The 18,760-nt window shown below is 35.3% G+C and carries 11 protein-coding genes and 1 pseudogene; 1 reads left to right on the top strand and 11 read right to left on the bottom strand.

What is annotated here, in order from left to right; genetic code table 11:
* Positions 1–6 precede the first annotated feature (6 nt).
* From GJV51_06600 to GJV51_06580, 5 genes and pseudogenes are all read right to left on the bottom strand, one after another.
* A complete protein-coding gene (locus GJV51_06600; protein ID QGM25661.1) occupies positions 7–252 on the bottom strand; it encodes a GlsB/YeaQ/YmgE family stress response membrane protein in 246 nt (81 codons plus the stop codon).
* Positions 253–446: 194 nt separating this feature from the next.
* Positions 447–581 carry a hypothetical protein gene (locus GJV51_06595; GenBank protein QGM25660.1) on the bottom strand — a complete coding sequence of 45 codons (135 nt, stop codon included), beginning with the start codon at positions 579–581 and terminating at the stop codon, positions 447–449.
* Positions 582–615: 34 nt separating this feature from the next.
* Entirely contained in the window at positions 616–795 is a 180-nt protein-coding gene (locus GJV51_06590; GenBank protein QGM26112.1) for a hypothetical protein, read from the bottom strand.
* 17 nt (positions 796–812) lie between these two features.
* Positions 813–1,682 carry an SDR family oxidoreductase gene (locus GJV51_06585; GenBank protein ID QGM25659.1) on the bottom strand — a complete coding sequence of 290 codons (870 nt, stop codon included), beginning with the start codon at positions 1,680–1,682 and terminating at the stop codon, positions 813–815.
* 242 nt (positions 1,683–1,924) lie between these two features.
* Positions 1,925–10,462 (bottom strand): annotated as a pseudogene (locus tag GJV51_06580) (glycosyl hydrolase).
* A 208-nt stretch (positions 10,463–10,670) separates the two neighbouring features.
* Here GJV51_06580 and GJV51_06575 point away from each other — a divergent pair.
* On the top strand, positions 10,671–11,498 hold the full coding sequence (locus GJV51_06575; GenBank protein ID QGM25658.1) for a helix-turn-helix domain-containing protein: 828 nt from the start codon (positions 10,671–10,673) through the stop codon (positions 11,496–11,498).
* Between the two features lie 302 nt (positions 11,499–11,800).
* Here the strand turns inward: GJV51_06575 and GJV51_06570 are convergent, their stop codons facing one another.
* The 6 genes from GJV51_06570 to GJV51_06545 all read right to left on the bottom strand — a co-directional run bounded on the left by GJV51_06570 (position 11,801) and on the right by GJV51_06545 (position 18,566).
* Positions 11,801–12,709 carry an oxidoreductase gene (locus GJV51_06570; protein QGM25657.1) on the bottom strand — a complete coding sequence of 303 codons (909 nt, stop codon included), beginning with the start codon at positions 12,707–12,709 and terminating at the stop codon, positions 11,801–11,803.
* A gap of 174 nt (positions 12,710–12,883) precedes the next feature.
* Entirely contained in the window at positions 12,884–14,851 is a 1,968-nt protein-coding gene (locus GJV51_06565; protein ID QGM25656.1) for an FtsX-like permease family protein, read from the bottom strand.
* A 1-nt stretch (position 14,852) separates the two neighbouring features.
* A complete protein-coding gene (locus GJV51_06560; GenBank protein ID QGM25655.1) occupies positions 14,853–15,608 on the bottom strand; it encodes an ATP-binding cassette domain-containing protein in 756 nt (251 codons plus the stop codon).
* Between the two features lie 101 nt (positions 15,609–15,709).
* Positions 15,710–16,705 (bottom strand): sensor histidine kinase, encoded by a 996-nt coding sequence (locus GJV51_06555; GenBank protein ID QGM25654.1) that lies wholly within the window; start codon positions 16,703–16,705, stop codon positions 15,710–15,712.
* Positions 16,698–17,375, bottom strand: coding sequence for a response regulator (locus tag GJV51_06550; protein ID QGM25653.1), 678 nt, complete (start codon positions 17,373–17,375; stop codon positions 16,698–16,700). Before GJV51_06550 ends, GJV51_06555 begins: the two co-directional genes overlap by 8 nt.
* Before the next feature lie 210 nt (positions 17,376–17,585).
* Positions 17,586–18,566, bottom strand: a complete 981-nt coding sequence (locus GJV51_06545) for a substrate-binding domain-containing protein (GenBank protein QGM25652.1) — start codon at positions 18,564–18,566, stop codon at positions 17,586–17,588.
* Positions 18,567–18,760 lie beyond the last annotated feature (194 nt).

Raw genomic sequence — 18,760 nt, 5'->3', positions numbered from 1 at the left:
CTTATGCTACTGTTTTGCTCGTATCCCAAACACCATTGACACGACTAATACAAGAATCACAGCCCCGATTATTGAAGGAATGATTGCCATTCCCGCCAAACTAGGCCCCCATTGCCCTAACAAAGCCTGACCAATAGCCGATCCGATTAGACCAGCAATAATATTGCTAATCCACCCCATTGACTCACCACGATTTGTAATGGCGCCTGCAATGGCACCGATAATTGCACCTACAATTAATGACCAAATCATAATCTTTCCTCCATTCTTTTTCCTATGAATTATGGTAGCTAACTCACTAGGCCAAATATAGCACTAATAAAAAGTGTTTACAAAAATAACGCTTACCCCTTTACAAAAGAAGAGATTTGTGGTTTTTGGTAAAGATTAAAAAATAACGACATTTTCTCATTAATAAATTACTGTCGTTATTATTTTTGAATGATTTAATTGTGAATTTCTTCTTCCAAACGATCCCCAGCTTTATCGATACCTTTTGCTGCAAATATGGTCCCGCCAACTACTATACCACCAAGAATTAATGTTGATGCCAACAATACCTTCAATACACTTTTTAACATAGTTTTTCTCCTTTATGCTTAACATGAAAATTGATTAATCTTCGTTTGTTTTCTTCCAATTTCTGACAAAATAATAGAAACTGAATAATAATTGAGACAACGCCAAAAGCATCGACAGTTTATCCCAAAAACTGAATCTTTTATTTTTTTTATCCATCTTTTCTTCACTTTCTTCGTTAATCAAATAACACTGCTTAGTTAATATCAACGAAATTCAAAGAAACTCATGATTTACTTTAAACCACCAGTAACATTGATTGACTCGCCCGTTACATAGCTAGATTCATCTGAAGCCAAAAAAACATAAGCACCGGCTAATTCTGCTGGTTGACCAGCCCTACCAATAGGTGTCGATTGACCAAATGTCGGAATATTTTCCGGTAACTGTCCACCAATAATCTGCAAAGGTGTCCAAATAGGACCAGGTGCCACACTATTCACACGAATTCCCCGATTAGCTAATTGTTTAGCCAAACTCATCGTCATATTTTTGATAGCAGCTTTTGTACCTGCATAATCCACAAGAAATGACGATGGTTGCTCCGCCTGAATAGAGTTCGTTGTTATAATACTACTACCCGGTTGCATATGTGGCAAAGCTGCCTTCACAAGCCAAATAATACTAAAAACATTTGTTGCATAAGTATCAGTTATTTGTTCTGTCGACAAATTTGCAATATCAACTTCCGCTTGTTGTTTACCAGCTACCAATGTCAAGATACTCAAATCACCAAAAAATGAAACTGTTTCTTCAATCAACTTTTGGCTGAATGTTTCATTCTTTAAATCACCCGGCACTAGTTTGATTTTACGACCTATTGCTTCAACAATGCCTCTAACTTCTTGTGCATCGGCCTCTTCTTCAGGAAGATAATTTAACACAATATCAGCACCTTCATGTGCATACGCTATCGCCACAGATCTGCCGATTCCTGAGTCACCACCGGTTATTAGTGCTTTCTTATGTTTTAGTCGGTCATGCCCTACATAGGTTGTTGCACCATCATCCGGTGTTGGCGACATCTTGCTTTGTAATCCTGGTTCAGGTTGACTCTGTTTTGGAAAATTCTGCTTGCCATATTTTCCATTTATGTTTGTCATAAAATTCCTCCCTTTTTCATACAATACACAGCATACTGTTAACATACACTAAGAACATGTACATTGTTTAGCAAACATTTCGTTTGTTACGCTTACTATATCATTAGTAGCGAGCGGTTACAAAAAATCAGCCTAGGTACTTGAAAATACAATTTGCTAGTACTTGATGAAGAAAATCAAAAAAGGAAGTATGATTTAAAAATCACACTTCCTTTCTCAATATTATAAGAAATCCTTATTGATTAATTTATTATAAAATCAGTATTTTTTTCTCCGATTTTAAAATACTGACCTGTATTCCAATCTTTCAAGACGTATCCCATACCATTCCCTAATACATTAGTACCATTCATATATTTAGCTGACCATTGTTTAATGGCTTCACTACTTGGCATATCTTTTCGTGTGTTTTGCGATAATGTGTAATATGGATTTGATCCGTCATTTGAATAGTTTTTAACCCAATAGTCATATGTCTTAGCTTCGAATAGATCGGGGTACTCCTGCTTCAATTCATTCAGGTATTCACCACCATATTGAGCTTGATATTTACCACCACCGACACTATTAACCGCATAGAGTTGTGTACCGAATCCAGTTGGTACATCATTTCCATAAACACCGGAACGTGAAGCTGATACGACTTCTTGTCCAGACAAATTATAAACCTGGTTATCAACTACATCAGCCATAACCTGCATGTTTGATTGATGCAGTGCTTTAATTGCAGCACGCAAATCTTTATCTGTACCATACTTAGTTGGCGTTTCAAACCCTAAATCATAACGATCAGTAAATGCATAACCATTATCAATAGTTGAATCTAAGAACGTGTGGTCTCCGCTTGAACGATACTGCGGTGCCATTTCGAAACTTGTTATTCCCCACTTTTCAAATAAATTAGCATTTTTGGCAATTACTACGTTAGTCAGTTCATCCTTAGTAGTTGCTTTAGGCTGAAAATTAGAAAAACCTTCGTAAATCAAGTTTGAATCTAATGCCGCATTAGAATGCAGTACTTTACCATCGGTATTTGAATCTGTTGATGCTGTTGTTCGAGCATCTTGATTATCACTAGCTCCTACGGGTACCCAAACTGCTAAGTAACCTGATACTTGTGGATTAGAAAATCCTTGTACACTAGTATAATCTTGGCCAGCAATTTCCTTATTTGAGAACGTCAACGTACCCCGGTCATCTGTCCAGACTGTTGGTGCATCATTATCATGATCAAATGTAACAATACCATCACTAGTCGTTAACAATGCAGCTCGATACTTTTGGTTTTTATGAGCAGCACCCATTTCTAAAGTAACCGTATCTGAATCATTTAGTGTTAATGATGAATCATTGCCCACCAGCACACCAACACCCTCCGTACGTGTTTCATCCGTACCAAGATCACTAGCTGTCATTGCGTCTTTACCAAAACGAACACTTTTCAGCAAACCATGTTCATCTACATCCATGGTTTGTCCACCACTTACATAATGCTTTCTAGTATTCATCAACGAAACGATGGCATCATAATAAATACTTTGCTTTGCCATATACTGACCATCGTCTTGATACATATCACCATAATAAATTCGTGGAACGGTGTCCTTATTGGTGAGCATCAAAGCATAGATACTAGGTAAGTTATAAATGTTATACTTTTTGTCCGTTGAACGTTGATCTTGATAATAAGCTGCTAATCCTTCTTTCAATTGCTCATCAGTGAAATTAGTCCAATCTGCACCAGTTGTGTCAGTGATTGCAGCACCAACTTTTTCCTGGATTCCCTTATCATGAGCGTGAATAATTGAATAATTTGGCGTTGCATCGTTTTCTGTTGCATTGTTAGCATGATCAGCTATAATCTGTCCACCATCGATGTCTTGCAACATGTTAGTCAATGCATGATTATTTCCTGGTTTATTTGCTAAAGATAACGTAGCTGCTTCTCTGAAGTTAGATTCAATCAAAGCATCACTCTTAATTGTAGAGGTACCAGCATCTAATCCTGCCTCAACTAGTGAAATATGTTTGTTAGCCTTATCTTCACTTGTATCAACTTTATAAGCATCACGTAAGTAATCGTACGTTCTTTGAATAGTATCGTTATGAATAAAATCAACAGCATCAATACGAATACTATCAAAGTTGGCATCAGCATCATTAGCCGTAATTGTGCCAAAGTTCATTAAATAATGTAACCAATTCAAGTTTTCAGCTTGAACCACTGGGTTAGAGTTATCAACGTCATTAGCAAGCAAGAAGTCTAATGTATTACCTGATTCACGATAATCTGAGTTCGTTGTTGGCGTTAATTCACTGTTGCCATATTTCAGATAACCACCTTGGAACCATGCATCCCCTTGAGCTTGATATTCAGAATCTTTATTCCAAATGAATTGCTGTTTCACAAATGAAGGTGTCTATTCATGAGCTTTAAACAACATATCATTTAACCAATCTGTACTTTTTTCTTTTGAAATACGCTTTTCAATGGCAGCTTGCACTTTTTGCGCTGCAACATTTAAATCATATTGATCAGATTGTAGATTGAATTGACTAGTTGTCTCTAGCAAACCATTTTGCTTCATAAGATTTAAATAATTGACTTGAACATCTTTATTTGGCCACCAAACTGTTATTAGTGGTCGCATGTCGTTGGTTGAAGAAGGAACCCACGTCTGTCCGTTTTCCAATATATCTTTGGGACGGTACCAAGTATCAGCTGTCAAAAAGCCATCTATTGTATTCTTGAAACTAAAACTATCATTGCTATAAGCAGCACTGTGTTTGGTCATTTCGTTGGTTGACATGGTTGCGGTATTTGTAAACAAATATTGGCCATTACCATCTTTATCAAAGTAATATGTCACACCATCAACTATTACCTGCTCATCCTTGACTTGACTACCATCACTGGGATTGAAATATTGTAATTGATTATCAATTTGTGCTAATCCTGTAACTTGGTTATTTTGCTCATCAACGTATGTTACCTTATTGCCATCGGTCACATAATTTCCGGTTGCGTAAGATTGTTGAATTTTACTGACTAGGTTACCCGCTGCTGGTTCAAAATAATAAAGATTACCATCGTAGTTCGCAGTACCGCCTTTTAATTGTGCACCGGTGCTTAGATCAAAATATTGCAAATGGCCTTTAATATTTTGCAGACCTTTCAAAATTTGATCATTTGCACCGCGGTAAATCCATGCAGATGATTTATCACTCAATTGGATAGTACCATAATGTCCTGATGTAACTTCGGAAACTATCTGACCATCACCCTGGTCCTTAGTGAAGTAGTAGGTATTACTACCAATGGTCACAAAATCACCTTTAGTCTGCACACCAGTGGTCAAATCAAAATAACGTAATTGACCTTCGTTATTTGTATATAACCCTTTTACTTTTTTATCGTTGACTTGGTAATACCAATTTTGATTCTCATCAGTTGTGTATTGTCCATTGATGGGTAACGCCGGAATAAAATTTAAGGTCTGTCTCTCCCCACTGTCTTTATCAAAAGTATAGAGAACGCCATCAATTGTTCGTTTGTCACCTTTCACTTGATAACCAGATGGATCAAAAAATAAATTTTGCTTACCAATGCGCTGTTCTCCAGTCACAGCAACACCGTTGGCATCAAAGTAAGCCCATACACCACTAGCAACTTGTTCAAATCTATTTGTAATTAGCTCACCAGAATCAGGATCATAAAAGTGCATTTCACCTGATGAATCAATGTTTGCTTCACCCTTAACTTGTTTGCCATCTGTCTTGAAGTATAGATTTTGGCCGTTAATTTTTTGGGCCCCTATTACAGCATTTCCTTGGTTATCTAAGTACATCCATGAACCGTCTGGTAATTCACCAAAATCATTTTTTAGTTTTTCCCCGCTCGTACCTGTGTAATAATTTATTGTGCCATCGTCATTAATTACTTTGTCGTTCTTAATTTGTTTACCGTTATTGTCGAAGTATAATTCCTGACCGTTAATATTTTGCACACCTGTAGCAGCAACACCGTCATCATCTAAATACATCCATGAGCCATCTGGCAATTCTTCGAATCGACATACTACTTGTTTACCATCAGAACCAAAATAATATATCTTATCATCGATTTTTTGAACACCAACTGATGAAACACCTTTATCATCAAGATAAATCGTTGATCCATCATCCAATTTAACTAATGAATTTTTAATTTGCTTTCCATCATCATCAAAGTAGAGTGACTGACCATCAATCGTTTGCTGTCCCGTCAAAGGATTGCCATCATTATCTAGATACATCCATGAACTGTCCGGCAATTTTGCCCATGAATTAGTAACCATCATTCCTGTGTTACTGTCATAATAATGCATGTTTCCTTGTTCATCTGCAGCAACATCACCTTTGACTTGCTTTCCATCTAAGTCGAAATACAATTTTTGTCCGTCGATTACCTGTGCACCAGTCACTGGAAGACCTTTATCATTCAAATATAGCCATGAACCATCAGATAACTTCTTGAATGTATTTTTAAGTTGGATACCATTACTATTGAAATATAGTTTTTGACCGGCAATCACTTGCTCTCCTGTAACGGCATTACCCTTGTCGTTTAGGTATAACCATGAACCATTATTCGTTTCACCCCATGAATTCACAACCATATTTCCTGTACTGCGGTCATAATAATGTATGTTTCCACTGTTATCGGTAACAGCTTCCCCTTTTACTTGAATACCGTCTTCATTGAAGTAAAGATTCTGACCGTTAACGTTTTGTTGTCCCGTGACCGCTATACCGTTATCATTCAAGTATAACCATGAACCATCGCTTATCTTACCCCAGGAATTTATAACCATGTTTCCTGTCTTACCATCAAAATAACGGACATTTCCATTATTATCTTTAATGGCAACACCTTTAAGTTGCACACCATTGGCATCAAAGTATTGTTGATTAATCGCTCCATCGTCTGCAGTAATTGCTGTTAAACCAATGGCCATTCGTCCATCTGAAAAGAAATAACGCCATTTGTTATCTGATCCTTGATAATACTGATTAGAGATTTGACGACCATCACTATTATAGTAATATTCATTGGTCCCATCGAACAAGTAAGCATCTTGTAACTCTACACCATTGGGTAGGAAATAATATTTTTTGCCATTAATCTCTTGTCCACCAACAACCATATAACCATCATTATCAAAATAATACCAATTGTCATTATCTTGGATAAATGTGTTTTTTGCTTGGTAACCGCTCGTAGAATAAAACTCAGTCTTGCCATTAGCAACGGTTGTAAACCCTGTACTTGTCTTTTCACCTAACAGTTGCTTAGGTAAGAATTCACTACCACTTGATACGTTGAAGTATTGATTTGTTGACCAATCCTTGAGCACAAACCATGCACCACGTCCTTGAATATTTGAGCCATTAAAATACTTAGCTGACCATTCAGTGATTTTAATATCAGGGTTCATTGCTTCACCTGTGGAAATTTGTTTTGTTTCAAACAGCTCAGGATAATCTTGTTTTAATTTATCTAAGAAAGCACCACCATACATTGCTTGGTACTCTCCGCCACCAACAGTACGAGAATCATATAGCGTATTATTAATAACTGAATTTTCATTCAATTTTCCCGAACCATTTGTTCGACTGGCTGTCACGATTTCTTCACCAGGCAAATTATAAATTTGGTCTGGAACCCAATCATTAATGGCCTGAATACCTTGAGCGTGTAATGCTCTTAAAGCATCTAATAGTTGATCTACTGTACCATACTTGGTAGGCGTGTTATAACCGATGTCGTAACGATCCGTGAAGGCATAGCCATTTTGAATAACTGAATCTAAGAAGCTGTTATCCGTACTTGAACGGTATTGTGGTGCCAATTCAAAACTTGTTATTCCAAGACTCTTGAATAATTGTGCGTTTTCGGCAATTTTGACATTGGTATACTCGTCAGCTTGCGTTGGCATAGCTTGGAAGTTTGAAAAGCCTTCATATATAACTTGAGAATCTAAGGCACTATTTGAATGATAGGTATGACCATCTGTTGATACTGTTGTACTACTTTCTGTTCTGGCATCTTGGGTATCGCTTGCACCGACCGGCACCCAAGCTGCCAAATAACCAGAAACTTGAGCATCACTCACACCATAAACCATATCAGATTTAAAAATCAAACGGCCTTGGTCATCTGTATACGACACTGGTGCCTCGTCGTCGCTATTATAAATTTTCAAACCTTCTTTGGTACTTAACATTAATGCGCGATAAGCTTGGTTTTTGTGTGCAGTACCCATATCAAGGACAATCTGCTCATCATTATTAAGCTTTAAATCAGTTTTATTGCCGACAATCAGCCCAATACCTTGGGTACGTGTTTCAGTAGTACCAGTGTCCGTTGCTGTCATGGCGCCTTTTCCATAGCGGACAGATGTCACAAGACCTTGGTTATCATGAAGGTAAGTCATTTTCATCGATTGACCACCTGAAACATATTTCACTCGCGATTGAAGCAACGAAGTAATCGCATCATAATATGGTGATTTCGCAGACATATATTGTCCATCATCCGTAAACAAATCACCATAGTATACACGAGGAATGGTATCTTTGTTAGTTAGCATCAATGCATATGATGAAGGTATATTATATGCGGTATACTCTTTATCAGCTTTCAATTCATCAGCATTATATATTTCGAATGCTTTGGCGATTTCATCTGTTGAGACAGTTAATCCATCGGAATTAGGATTAATTTTATCTTTAACAATTTGAGCAATAACCGTCTGTACTTCACTATCATGTGCGCGAATAAATGAATAGTTCGGTTGGGCCTCATTTTCTGTGCTATCAGTTGCTCGATTTACGAGGCTTGTTGAAATGGTTGGTTCCAAACCACTACGGGCATTAGTTGGCATATTCAATGAATATTTCAATGCCAAATGTATTGGAAAATCCATTGTTAATTGATTATTCCCATGTGCTTTTACATATGCTGGGTCATTGTTGTCCCAGTCTTCTAAGATAGACAAGTGACTATTTGCATTAGCGTCACTTTGATTTGTACCATAGGCTGCTTTAAAATAGTCTCCAGCAATTTGTAACAAATCAGCATTAACATTATCAACAGCGTCAACTCGGTAACCATCAAAATTTGCTGTTGGATCATTTTGGACAATGCTACCGATGTTCATCATGTAGTATAACCAATTTAATTGTTCCGCTTGAACAATTGGGTTAGAATTATCAACGTCGTTGGCCAACAGCATTTCATAACCACCTTGATTATTATCTGTTGTGATTTGACCTTTTTGGTTAGTTGGTGTGCGATTTAATAAACGATAATCGGAATTGGCATTTGGTGTCAAATCACTATTAACATATAAGAGCGCACCACCTTGCAAATGATCTGTTCCCTTAGACTCACTACTAATATTCCAATTCGATTGTGAATCAACCATTTTGTTCATATCGGTCTTGAGCCAGTCAGTACTACCCAATAAACCAATTTTTTCTTCAATGTTTTTTTGAACAGTCATAGCTGTATCTGTCAAACTGTCCATACTATCACTATTTGATAACACAACATCATCTGACAATAATCCTGCAGATTGCATATACTTTAAGTATGAAACTTGGGTATCTTTGTCCGGCCACCAAGACATCAATAATGGTCGAAAATCGTTTGCTGTTGAAGCCGTCCAAGTTGTACCATTTTTCAATATATCCTTAGGTCGGTACCAACTATTAGCCGTTAGATAACCATTAACTTGTGTAAAACTATCTGAAGATAATGAATATGCAGCATTATGCTCATTTCCTATATTGACCAAACCATCAGTATATTGACCACTATTTGGTGTCAAAGCACCAGTATCTTTGTCAAAATATAATACTTGACCATCAACAATAGCCGTAAAATTTTTCTTAGGTTGACCATCATCACCTATGAAATAAGTTTTACCATCAATTTGTTTAATGCTTTTTGCTTTTTCTGAAGTTGTGGCTGGTTTGCCCGTTACTTTATTTGTTGTTGTTGGTGTATCGGCTACCGCCGGCTTTTTGTCAGCTACTTTATATGTTGTCGCCTTTGTATCAGCTACTTTTTCTGTTGCAACTGGTGTGTCGGCTGCTTTTTCTGTTACAACTGGCGTATCGGCCACTTTTTCTGTTGTGGCTGGTGTGTCGGCTGCTTTTTCTGTTGTGGCTGGTGTGTCGACTGCTTTATCTGTTGCAACTGGCGTATCGGCCACTTTTTCTGTTGTGGCTGGTGTGTCAACTGCTTTATCTGTTGCAACTGGCGTATCGGCCACTTTTTCTGTTATGGCTGGTGTGTCGGCTACTTTTTCTGTTGCAACTGGTGTATCGGCCACTTTTTCTGTTGTGGCTGGTGTGTCAACTGCTTTATCTGTTGCAACTGGCGTATCGGCCACTTTTTCTGTTGTGGCTGGTGTGTCAACTGCTTTATCTGTTGCAACTGGCGTATCGGCCACTTTTTCTGTTATGGCTGGTGTGTCGGCTACTTTTTCTGTTGCAACTGGTGTATCGGCCACTTTTTCTGTTGTGGCTGGTGTGTCGGCTACTTTGTCCGTTACAATTGGCGCGTCGGCCACTGTATGCGTTGCTTGTGATACTGTAACATCAGTGCTATCAGCGCTGATGTTAGTTGTGGAAACGCCAAAAATGATAGCAGAAAAAATACCAGCTGTCACTAACATTTTTCCAGACTTATACAATTTTTTACGATCGCATATTATGCTTTTGTCTCTCATGAAATTTTACCTCACTTCATATTCTTACCGTAAAGTACCTATAAAAATGTCGAACCTTTACCATTTCATTCTATAAGCCTTATTCTTCTCTTTTGCGATTTATGCATAATAGTATATGCAATATTGAATAAAGCAAAAAAACTAGCACATACCGTGCTAGTTTTTAGTTACTAAATTTTATATAGCAATGGGGTAGAGATTTATAATTATGCGAGAATTTAAAAGCAACATTATCAAAGAAAAAAGAAAATTAAGAAATATGTCTCAAGCACAACTGGGTGATATTGTTGGTTCCCAGGCCATGGTTTCCAGAATAGAAAATGGGCAAATTTTACCAAATGTTCAAACATTATTTATTCTTTGTAACAAACTTGAGATTACTGTTGAAGAATATTTCTATAGTGTATTTGGTCCAGAGCAAAATACGACAAATTTTAGAAATAAGCTTGATAAGCTCTACGAGCAAGGGAATACTGATGAATTACGCAAAATATTGTCACACTATAAGCATCATAATTCATTAGATATAGCAACAAAGCATCGCATGCTAATGGTACAATCAACTATTTATCATCTTTTCTTTCAATCAGCGGATGAAATTGATCAAAATATACTTTTTTCGTATTTTGATAAAATTATTAATTGGCGTCTATACGATATTTATCTGTTTGAATCTACCATTAACATGCTTCCTGTTAAGAAAACAAAATCGTATTTCTTAGACATTTTGCTACAATACAACAACGAATCTAATGTCATGTGCTACCCTGACATAATTTCTAATACAATAATTAAATATTTGGAAACCAGTATCATGCAAAAGAACGATAACATTACTATTTTTTTACTTAACAAATTGGAAATGGAAAAAATATCACTCAACACGAATCAACAACTATGGAAATTATTTCTAACCGGAATTTACTATAATAACGAGAAGAAGATAAAAGAGGCTTATAACATTACAGAATATTTAAATGATGTTAATACCACCCAATTATTTGATAGGATATTGTCTCACTACACTAAAAAGTAACACGGCGAACATAAAAAAGAGTTCTTGAAAAATCAAGAACTCTTTTTTATTATATGCATTATAGTATAATTATCACTTTCAGTTATAGTATTACAAATCTTATCAGTAACATAAGAATCGTCAATAAAAAAACTGACTGTTTACAATCAGTACTTTTCTTAAAACACAGCATTATTCAACACGGTCCATTCATCAAATATCGTATCTTCATCTTCATTTCCTTTTTCTAGAGTAAGCAGACCTCAAAAAAGCAAGCCTGCCATATGACTTACTTTTTTATATAGATTTATAAACAGGATTTACTAAAACTTTTCAAATGCCCGGTCAATTTGCTGATACTCGGTTTCAGTTAAGTCGATGTTTAATGTAGCAACATTATTAGACACTTGGCTTGCGTTACGTGCCCCAGGAATAACCGCACTAATGCTAGGGTTAGCAACGTACCAAGCCAGAATAGTTTGTGAAATTGAAGCATTGTGATTTTCCGCTATTTTCTCAACAATTTTTAAGGCAGAGATAATTGTTTCAAATTGCGCTTTTGTAAACTGATCAAACTTATCAGCATCTGCCAGGCTGTATTTCCCTGTTAAAAGCCCAGAAGCTAATGGGAAATATGGTACAAAATCAATATGATTTTCTTGCAAGTAGGGCCATAATTTATTTTCCGCTTCGCGATGTACTAAACTATATGCATCTTCTACATAGTCTACCTGACCATTTTTATTAGCTTCTTTAATTTGTTCTAAACTGAAGTTTGACAAACCCACTGCACGAATTTTCCCAGATTCTTTCAAATCATTTAGAGCAGCAACTGCTTCATCTTTGGGCGTATTTTCATCAGGGAAATGAATATAGAAAATATCAATATAGTCCGTCTGAAGTCTTATCAAAGCATCATCAACTGCCTTTTTAAGGAAAGTTGGTGTGTTATTTATTTTCAATTCATTATCTGGATCTTGTGCCGCTTTGGTAGCAATTTTAAAGTTTGATCGAGAGTACTTTTTCAGTACTTCACCAATAATTTCTTCCGAACGACCAAGACCATACATATAGGCTGTATCAATCATTTGCACCTTTGAATCCAACGCTTCACGAATTATATCAAAGCCGTCTGCATCTTTTAAACCATCAAATAAATTATGGCCACCTACCTTGTTGGTACCAATGCCCAGCTTCATAATTTTATTGCTTTCTTTTTGATTATGTGACATGATTTCCCTTTCTAACTTCAATCAAGTATTAATTAGCTCAATTATATAGCAGGTTAATCAATTATACTGTTTTTATGCTTGACGGTCTTGACGGTAATGTAACTGTCGTTTCAAAAACATTAAAAAGCGACTTCAATAAATGAAATCGCTTTTTTTATTTTCCCTAACACGCTGCTAAGATATTCTTCTTGAAACCTGATGATAATATGTTTTCGATGTTTTCAGATAGATTAAGTAATAAATTACAACTATCGATATCACTGTTAGTACAGTGGTCAGATAAACTACTGGACCAATAATTATACCAAACAATTGCAGAATTTTATGAATCATTGGCATCGCAAAACATAAGTGCACTATCGCAACAACAACAGGCAGACCAAAGATCCAAATGATTTGTGAACGAATTGTTTTCTTAACTTCTTGACTGGACATACCGATTTTTTGCAAAATATCAAATTGCTTTTGGTCAGAACGTCCCTCAGATATTTGCTTGTAATAAATAATCAAACCAGTTGCCATAATAAAACTAACTGAAAAGACTAAACCAATAAAGAAAAATCCACCATAAAATTCTTTTAGTACCGACATTGTTGAAAATCTATCTTCACTCGTAATATTGTATGTCTGAGATACTTCTTTTAAGAATTCTTCTCTTTGCTGCTTAGTACCTGTTACATTGAATAATAACTGGTTTTTATAAATAATATTCTGTTTTGTATCACCTATATCATTAAACGCATTTCCTAGCGTACTTGTAACACTCTTAGAAGGCACAACTACTATCAGTGAATGCGTCATATTAGGCTGAACGCTAGGGATTCCTTTAATCTTTTTTAACACACTTTTCACATGATATTTTTTATTCAAAAAAGTGATGCTGCGCTCATTGAATGTTCCTTGTCTATCATAGACATAGATTTCATTAGCCTGTAAGCTGTTCGCGCTACTGTTATCCATATATTTATACTGTTTTTCTGTTATAAACTGGATTTCAGACCAATTATCAACACTTCCAACAGAATCACCAGTTAAAGGTTGTAACTTTCCTTGATTTGTTAAATTACCAGCAATCGCAGTACTAATTTCCAATCTGTATGGTTTACTTATTTTTATACCATTCTTCCTAGCTTCTTTTCTTACAGATTCGACGGGGACTTTTCGGTCAGATGTATTTGTCAAAATAACAGCTCGTGGGAATTTTTGATTGACATAGTCTTCTTGTCCAACAAACATTGAAACTGTTGTAACAATCACAACCAGTGACATAGTGGTTAATAGCGTAATACTAGCCAGACCCGTTGCGCTCTGCTTCATTCTAAATAACATATTCGACACAGTTATAAAATGATTTGCTTGGTAGTAATACTTTCCACTTCGTTTCATTACTTTTAAAATAATCGTCGAAGCTACAATAAACAGAATATATGTCGCAAAAACAACTAGCAGTACAGCTATAAAAAATTGGCTAATTGCTTTTAAAGGTGAATGAACTGTTACGGACATATAGTATCCCACCGTTAACAGAACGAGGCCAAGGCCGAATAATACCCAGTGACTTTTGGGTTCTGATTCTCCCTTTTCAGTTGCATGCAATAAAGATATTGTTTTAAGTTTAAGAATCGAAAATATATCTGTTGTCAGCAAAAATAAAAAACATAACATAAAAAATACAACAATAAATATTATTGACACGATTGTGATGTTTAACTGAAATTCTGTACCGCCCACCAGCTTCATAAATAGTAATATTAATACTTTACTGAACACGACACCACTAACGAGACCAAAAAAAGTAATTGCCATAAAAGAAATAAATTGTTGTCTCCAGCTAATTTTAATCAAATCAGTTTTTTGCAAGCCTAAAATGCTGAAAAGGCCAAACTCAGACTTTTTTCGTTTACTTAGAAAACTATATGTATAAAGCAGAAAAATAATAGAAAAAATAGCAATTATGATTTGAGAAAACGTAAGCATTTCAATTACAGAGACGTTTGCTGCTATTTTTTTGACACCCTTTGAAAAAATCAGTAACTGAATAACCATGTTCAAAGCGACAGCAGCACTGCCTGCTAACATAAATGGTAGGTACTCTAACTTGTTTTTTATAATTGATTGCCAAGCTAATTTCCAATACAACATTTTAAGCAATTCCCCCTAATAAATTAGTCATCGCATCACTAATTGTCAGTAACATTTCTTGTTCCGTTTTATTGCCTCGGTATGTTTGATGAAATACTTTTCCGTCTTTAATAAATAAAACTCTTTGAGCACGACTAGCGGCCAAAGCAGAATGCGTAACCATTAATATTGTTTGATTTTGCTGATTATATTGTTCAAATATTGACAAAATATCAGCTGAATTCTTAGAGTCTAGAGCGCCTGTCGGTTCATCAGCTAATAAAATTTCTGGATTTGTGATCCAAGCCCTACCAATAGCCACTCGCTGTTTTTGTCCGCCAGATAACTCATATGGGTACTTATTCAATAGATCCTGTAATCCCAACTGCTTAGCAAGATTGTTCAGTTTCTGCTCCTTGTTATTTGTATTTTTAGCTAATATAAGCGGTAAATATATATTATCCGCAACTGACATTGTATCAAGCAGATTAAAATCTTGAAACACAAACCCCAGATGATCGCGACGAAAAGCAGCTAATTGTTTATCTGATAAATGTTTGAAATTCTGATTATTTAAAGAAACAGTTCCTGCTGTTGGTTGATCAAGTGTAGCTATACAGTTTAGCAAAGTCGATTTACCTGAACCAGACTCACCCATAATGGCAATAAACTCACCCTTTTCTACCTCAAAACTGACATCAGCCAAGGCAACAACCGTATTGTTTTTAAATTTACTCTGATATTCCTTTTTCAAATGCTCAACTTTAAGTAGTGTCATAAATTTTATTCTCCTATATCGTTTATCATAATTCTATTTTAAATTAAAAAAGAGATGATTAACCTTACATATCATCTCCACACCTTACAACTTTGTAAGGACTATTTAATTGCAGTTTGTTGAAAATTAATTATGACTGTTGTACCAATATTCACTTCAGATTGAATGGTTATATCGTGACCTAAATTATTTAAAATTCTTTTAACCATGTACAAACCAAGACCGCTTGCATTGCCATTAATACGCCCATTAAATCCTGTGTAACCTTGATTGAAAATCATCGGTAAATCATTTTGAGCAATACCAATGCCTGTGTCTTTAATAATAACCTGATTATCATTTTGACAAATAATATTTATTTTGCCATGTGGTGTATATTTAATTGCATTAAATATAACCTGTTCGAATACAAATCTAAGCCATTTCGCATCACTAACAACAGAAAAATCAAATTCATTTATGCTAACAGCCAAATCTTTATGGATAAACCAATATTTATAGTCTTTGATTACTGATCTTAAAGACTTTTGGACACTCATATGCTGATACGCTATATCTTGATTAAAATTTTTTAAACGGATAAACTGCAACATCATATCCAAATACTGGTTGACCACTAACAATTGATTACTAGTTTCATATTTTTCAATTGTCCCAGTTTGGTTCATCAAATCTAAAACTGACAGCGGCACTTTAATTTGATGGGCCCACATTGCATAGTAATCTTGCATGTCATTTGCATCTTCATTTAACTGTGCCTGCATTTTTTCTTGATTCAATTGTTGTTTTTTAATCAATTGTTGGTAGATTCGTTCGTGACTAGACAAAGTTAAAATATTTGATAATCCATGTCCCTCTTCTTCATACATTAACTGAATCAGCATCCTATGTGCTCGGTACCATTTCCAAAATAAAATACAAGTAATAATAATTAAAATATAAAAACCGCCCCAAAGGACATCGAACATCGAGTCTAGACTTAGTGATCGCATGATTACGCTCCACATTAGTAAAAGAAAAGTTAACGCAAATGAAACGTACAGATACCAAAAATCAAATAAAAATTGCCAAGCTAATCTCAATATATTTTTAATCACTGAGTTTAATCCCCTTACCTTTAACAGTTTGTAAATACTTTGAAAATCCAATTTTTGTCACTTTGTTACGCAATCTTGTTAGCGTAACGGATAGTGTATTCTTATCAACGAACATTTCGTTATCCCATAAAGTAGCCATGATATCTTCTCTGGTAACAAGTTGATTTGGATGCGCAAATAAAAGGTACAGTAGCTTTGTTTCATTTTTAGAGAGAACAACCTCTCGATTATCATATACTAACTGATTATCAATAATATTCAAGGTATAACCTTGAAATTCTGAATGCTTTTTCTCCACACCAAAGCTATATTCGCGCCTTAGCAATGCATTAATTTTGACGATTAATAAATCTATATTAAACGGCTTAGTAATATAATCATCTGCTCCAAAATTCATAGCCATAATCATATCGCTTTCTTCATCACGGCTAGATAAAAAAATGATTGGTATCATGTTATTTTGACGTATTTTCTGTGTCCAAAAAAAGCCATTATAATATGGTAAATTAATATCCATCAAAACTAAATGGGGCGAACACATTTCGATTTCTTCTTCAACATGATTAAAATCTTTACAACTGACTGTGCTTAGTCCCCAACTAACCAACCCCTTTTTCAACAGGCTCACGATTTCTTGGTTATCCTCAACTATAAAAATTTTATAATTCATCATTTATATCCTTTATTTACAGACTTGATTTATCAACCCTAAAGTTGTGATTGCATTAGCAATAATTAAGTCCATCTACTACAACTTATCTCTCCAAGAATCTAGACAATACGCGGCTTTAACTATAACAAGACCTCACATTACAATCACACTATGGATACAGTGAGGTCTTGTTAAAATACATATGATCTGTCATCATTCTACTTTGATTCAACTACTCTCACGTTCGTCTATTTTAAAGGAAGTATAAATATGGCTGTCCCCATTGTCTTCACCAAACAACATATTCAAAGCAGTTGCTCCCATATTATAGAATGACTGTGTAACACTAGTAACGCGAGGACTAACAATATCAACTAAATAGGTGCCGTCGATGCTAATCACTGCTAGTTGCGAAGGCACCTTAATGTCTAGTTTTTGAGCTGTGTTAATAATCCCTATTGCTGCCAAGTCACTCGTACCAATAACTGCTGTTATATCCGTTTGCGTTGCATAATATTGCATTGATGCTACACCACTTTCATATGAGTAATCACCCTCAAAAATCCAATCATCACTTTTAGGAATATGATATTCTTGCAAAGCTGACAAATAACCAGCTAATCGTTGTTGCCCTATAAATTTATCGACATCCAAACTGGATAGACCAATTTTTTTGTGACCCTTATTAATTAAAAACTTGGTTGCTTCATACCCTATTTGAAAGTCATCTGAAGACACAAACTTTGATTTTTTACTCATTGCAGTTGAAACGAATACATTCGAAATACCACTATTCTTGAGTAAATTGATGGCATCACAACATAATTCTACGGAAATTAATAATATGCCCTTAACTGGTCGTTCAATAACAGTATTAAGTGCTTTGATTTGCGTTTCCTCGTCATTATCACCAACAAATAAAATTATCACACTCAAACCTTTTTCATAGGCATTTTTTTGAATACTTTCAATGATTTTCATCGCAAAATTTGTTTTGGGAGTTGATACTAGAATCGCAATAACATTACTTTTCATGGTCACTAATTCTACCGCAGTTTTATTCTTTTTATAACCTAATTCTTGGATTGCTTTGTTTACTCTCTTTTCAGTTGTTAGAGCGTATGCTTCTTTTTTACCCGCCAATACTCTGGAAACAGTTGCGATTGAAACATTAGCTTTTTTAGCAACATCTTTAATTGTAACTGACATTATTAACTCCGTTTTCTGACTTACTAGCTTATTTTATTATATCTCAACACCATTCAATCTGATAAATTAAATAAATTCTTATTTTTATCGTATCTTTATGATGACATCAATCTTCAAACAAAGTAAACGTTTACTTAACTGGTATAAAAGGATTGTAAACGTTTACGCAAAATGGTATCCTATGAGTATAAAAT

Origin of the sequence: Leuconostoc mesenteroides subsp. mesenteroides (genome assembly GCA_009676745.1) — a bacterium.
GTDB lineage: Bacteria > Bacillota > Bacilli > Lactobacillales > Lactobacillaceae > Leuconostoc > Leuconostoc koreense.
The sequence above is the reverse complement of the archived record's forward strand: the minus strand, read 5'-3'. Positions and strand labels throughout refer to the sequence as shown.